The following is a 4,693-nucleotide window of genomic DNA, read 5'->3' as shown; positions in this document are numbered from 1 at the left end:
ACGAGCATGATCCAGAACAGCCGTCGGAACTGCCCGACATGGTCTCCGTGCCCCGCATGACCGCCATGGTCTTCATGGCCAGCGTGATGCTGCCCCGCATGGGCGTGGCCCGTCGTCTCCTGGGGCCCGTCCGGGTGATGGTGCTCAGCTACCGCCGTGTCTCGCTCGTTGAGGTGCCCGGCCGCGGCTCCGCCGGATCCGTGACTGTGGGCGTGGTCATGATGATCGTGCGACTGATTCATTTGGTCCCTTCCGTCTTGTCCATTGCCACCTGGTTGGCGTGATCTTCGAGCGGCATGCGTCCGGCAGCTTCGATATGCAGGAGTTTCGAGGGAGTGAAACAGCAAGAACATGATTCCCTGACAGCGGTGAGCCCTAGCGCATGATGTGTTCTAGGGGTCATGGACATCTCTTCCCGTGGGGCCAAGTAGCAGTTGCTCCGGGCCACGAGCCGATACCGCCGCAGGGTATCGAATCGTGCTGACATCTGTGCTCGGCCGACCACGTTCGTGACACCGCCCATCCCAGGATCGCCGTTCCCGTCGGTGATGACGCACGTCCTGGCGTTCTGGGGTCCGGCCGACAGTCAGGATCGTGGGTGAGCCAGCGGATTGTGGTGGAGATTGTGTGAAGGTTTGCTCAAGATGTTCGTCAGGGGAGTGGTTCGGGCTGGCGCCACGATGATGGCGGCTCCCTTCTAGGGCGCTCGGAACGATGGAAGCACCCTCCGCCGCTGCTGGTCTTTCGGGCGCCCAAGGGCGTGGGCCAGGGTGAGCTGCCTTTGGCCCGACTTCGTAGCCACATTGCTCGAACCCGAAGGCTTTTTCGGTGACGACCTGCGGTGATGGCCTGGCACGATTGGAACAACCGGGTTGCCAGCCCGGGATAGGGCCCGCGAGTTCGTCGAGCTAACCGGCGGCGTCGACCGGATCCTGAATTCGATCAGATGTCATGTTCTCTCCTGGTTTCTGCCGTGCGAGTTCATTGGCTTTCCCACCCGCAAACTATACCCCAACGGGGTATGTTGGTGAGGCGTGTTCACCGAATTTCGGGGCTCGGCTACATCCGCGAAGCATCCTGCTCGCGACCTTGCCGGGGCCTCCCATGCACCTACCCGCCCCCGCTTAGCGGGAGAAGCGGGCGATGGCGTCGGCCACTTCCTTGAATTTGATCTCTGCGGCCTCGTCGGACTCGTTCACTGCGTCGGCGACGCAGTGGCGCATGTGGTCGTCGAGCAGGCCGAGGGCGACGTTGCGCAGTGCGGAATTGATGGCGCTGACCTGGGTGAGGATGTCGATGCAGTACTGCTCCTCATCGATCATGCGGTGGATGCCCCGCACCTGGCCCTCGATCCGCTTGAGCCGGGCCTTGTAGCGGTCCTTTTCCTTCATGTAGCCGTGGTGACTGTGGGTCTCGCAGCCAGCGGCTTCGGCATCGTGCTCGGCTGCAGGGTCGATGGCGAGGTCCGGGGTATCCGTCATGACTGGCTCCTGGTCTGGTCGTGGTTGGGGGTCGCGTGGCTTGAGGTGAACCCGCGCAGGCGTAGGGAGTTGGTCACCACGAACACACTCGAGAACGCCATTGCGACGCCTGCGAGCATGGGATTGAGCAGTCCGATCGCAGCGACGGGGATCAGTGCGAGGTTGTAGGCGAACGCCCAGAATAGGTTGCCCTTGATGGTGCCCAGGGTCCGGCGTGACAGCCTGATCGCGTCCACGGCGGATCGCAGGTCGTCGTTCATCAGAGTGATGTCGGAGGCTTCGATCGCCACGTCCGTGCCGGCGCCCATCGCCAGTCCGAGCTCGGCCCGGGCGAGAGCTGCCGCGTCGTTGACGCCGTCGCCGACCATGGCGACGTTCTTGCCCTTGGCCTGCAGTTTCTCGATCTGGGCGACCTTGTCGTGGGGCATGACCTCGGCGATCACGTTGGCCGGATCAATGCCGACCTCGCTGGCCACGACACGTGCGGCTCCGGCGTTGTCGCCGGTGAGCAGCCACGGGGTCAATCCGAGAGCTTTGAGTCCGGCTACCGCCTCGGCGGAGGTGGGCTTGACGGTGTCGCGGACGGTGATCACGCCCGCGACGGTGCCGTCGATCTGGGCGACCACAGGGGTGCCGCCCTGCTTCTGGGCATCGTCGAACGCGGTCCGCAGGTCCGCCGGCAGGGAGCCCTCAGGGCGACCAATGGTCACCACGGCACCGTCGACGGTGCCCGTGACGCCACGGCCTGCAGTATTGGTGAACCCGGTGACCTCCGGCAGAATGGCGGATCCGGCCTCCCTGTCGGCCACGGGGCCCTCGCCCGCCAGACTCTTTGCACCCTCGCGGGCGATGGCCTGGGCGATCGGGTGCTCGGACGCGGCCTCCACCGCAGCGGCCTTGACCAGCAGATCCGTCCGGTCGAATCCGGCGGCAGTGGTGACCTGGCTGACGGACATCACTCCGGAGGTGACGGTGCCGGTCTTGTCCATGACGATGGTGTCGACGCGCCGGGTGGACTCTAGGACCTCGGGCCCCTTGATGAGCAGTCCCATCTGGGCGCCGCGGCCGGTACCGACCAGGAGTGCGGTGGGAGTGGCCAGGCCCAGTGCGCACGGGCAGGCGATGATGAGCACGGCCACGGCGGCGGTGAACGCGGTGGCCAGTCCCGCTCCCACCACAAACAAGTGCACGAGCAGGGTGATGATCGCGATGACGATCACGATGGGCACGAAGACCTGCGAGATGCGGTCGACCAGTCGTTGGACCGGGGCCTTCTTGGACTGCGCCTCGGTGACCAGCTTGGCCATCTGGGACAGTGTGGTGTTCTCGCCGGTGCGGGTGACCTCGATCAGCAGTCTTCCCGAGGTGTTCATGGTTGCGCCGGTCACCGTGGAGCCGGACGTGACCTCAACCGGGACGGATTCGCCGGTGAGCATGGACTCGTCGATCGCGGACGAACCCTCGGTGACGCGACCGTCGGTGGCGATCTTTTCGCCCGGGCGCACCACGACGATGTCGCCGACCTTCAACTGACCCACGGGGATGCGGACCTCGACGCCGTCGCGGAGGACGGCGGCGTCCTTGGCTCCCATGTCGAGGAGCGCCTTGAGTGCGGCGGAGGACTGCCCCTTGGCCTTGGTTTCAAACCAGCGGCCCAGCAGCAGGAAGGAGATCACCACGGCGGCGGTCTCCAGATAGATCTCGTCCATCGTGGAGTTTGTGGGCAGCAGATGCACTTCCATGGTCATGCCGGGCATGCCGGCGTTGCCGAGGAACAGTGCCCACAGTGACCAGAGGTAGGCGGCCGCCGTGCCCATGGAGACCAGGGTGTCCATGGTGAACGAGCCGTGCCGCAGGTTGGCGAGGGTGGCCTTGTGGAAGGGTGCGCCTCCCCAGAAGAAGATGGGGGTGGCCATGGTCAGCACGGCCCACTGCCAATTGGTGAACTGCAGTGCCGGGATCATGCTCAGCAAGACCACCGGGACCGTGAGTGCAGCCGAGACAATCAGACGGTGTTTGAGGTCTGCGGTCTCGCGTTCCCTGGCCTCCTCGATCTGGTCTCGGGGACCGGCGCCGCCACCTGCGGAAGTTGCGTCCACAGCCTGGTCGTCGTCATTCTTCATCGTGAACGCGTCGTATCCCGCACCGCGCACGGTCTCGATGAGCGCGTCCGTGTCGACCTTGCTCGGGTCGAAGGAGATGGACGCGGACTCGGTGGCGAAGTTGACCGTGGCGTCCACCCCGTCGAGCTTGTTGAGCTTGCGCTCGACCCGCCCCGAGCACGAAGTGCAGGTCATGCCCGTGACGCCCAGATCTATGTCGATCAGATCCACCGCGGGGTGCATCTGGGAGGGTTGAGTCTGGGTCATCGAGGATCAATCCTTCACGGTGAACGGGTGGTGTGCTCGGGGCCAGGGATCTCGCCAGCTGCTGGGGCTGGCGAGATCGCTTCGCGTCAAGAGGTGACGGTGTAGCCGGCTTCCTTGACGGCGGCGACGACCTGCTCGTCGGTGAAGCCCTCGCCGGAGACCGACACCGTTCCGGTCTTGCTCGAGGCCTCCACCATGGAGACGCCCGCGATTTCGCCGACTTCCTCCTTGACCGACGACTCACAGTGTCCGCAGGTCATGCCCTGGACGGTGTACTCCTTGGTGCTGGTAGCCATGACGGCTCCTTCCGTTGACGGGTGTAGTTCGTTGAGACATCCGATGGCTCGGATCAATCCGAACACCAATGAACCTATACCCCGTAGGGGTATTGGTCAAGGGTGATGTTCGCTTGTGTCCGCGGCTCACTCCGCCTGCACTCTGATCGCCCGGACGCCGTATGGATTGACCAGTAGGCGGGCGCAAGAGCCGTGGCGGCAAGGTCTTTGGAAGCGCGGAGACGAGCTCACCGTGCTGGCGGTGCAGCGCGAACCAGGCCCTTGCTGCCGCAGTCGAGCAGTTCGTCATAGAGACGGGCGACGCGTATTAACGCAGGCCAACACCCGGCCATGTCTGTATCCGCAACCAATTGTTCGGAACCCTGGCCGAGGGCCTCTTAGGCTAGGTCGGCATTTCCAGCACGCCAGGTTTCCCACGGGATGTTCCAGTCGCCCAGCCCGTCGGTCCCGGGAAGCGTCGGTCCGACGGTATTGATGACCTTGACCACGTCGCCCCGGTTGCTGCTGTGCTGGAACGACTTGGCGTAGGCGTCGGTGACATTGATAC

4 protein-coding genes are annotated in these 4,693 nt (G+C 64.6%); 1 reads left to right on the top strand and 3 read right to left on the bottom strand.

Features of this window, described 5'->3' with window-relative positions:
* On the top strand, positions 1 to 284 hold a 284-nt coding region (locus G6030_RS13645; RefSeq protein WP_182643495.1), incomplete at its 5' end, for a hypothetical protein.
* Between the two features lie 840 nt (positions 285 to 1,124).
* Here the strand turns inward: G6030_RS13645 and G6030_RS13640 are convergent.
* The 3 genes from G6030_RS13640 to G6030_RS13630 form a co-directional block, all read right to left on the bottom strand.
* Positions 1,125 to 1,481 carry a metal-sensitive transcriptional regulator gene (locus tag G6030_RS13640; RefSeq protein ID WP_017838595.1) on the bottom strand — a complete coding sequence of 119 codons (357 nt, stop codon included), beginning with the start codon at positions 1,479 to 1,481 and terminating at the stop codon, positions 1,125 to 1,127.
* Positions 1,478 to 3,850, bottom strand: a complete 2,373-nt coding sequence (locus G6030_RS13635; RefSeq protein WP_182643494.1) for a heavy metal translocating P-type ATPase — start codon at positions 3,848 to 3,850, stop codon at positions 1,478 to 1,480. The genes G6030_RS13640 and G6030_RS13635 overlap by 4 nt, the downstream gene beginning before the upstream one ends.
* An 86-nt stretch (positions 3,851 to 3,936) precedes the next feature.
* Entirely contained in the window at positions 3,937 to 4,146 is a 210-nt protein-coding gene (locus G6030_RS13630) for a heavy-metal-associated domain-containing protein (RefSeq protein WP_007625927.1), read from the bottom strand.
* Positions 4,147 to 4,693: the final 547 nt, after the last annotated feature.

This window comes from Dietzia sp. E1 (assembly GCF_014145015.1).
GTDB lineage: Bacteria > Actinomycetota > Actinomycetes > Mycobacteriales > Mycobacteriaceae > Dietzia > Dietzia cinnamea_A.
The sequence above is the reverse complement of the archived record's forward strand: the minus strand, read 5'-3'. Positions and strand labels throughout refer to the sequence as shown.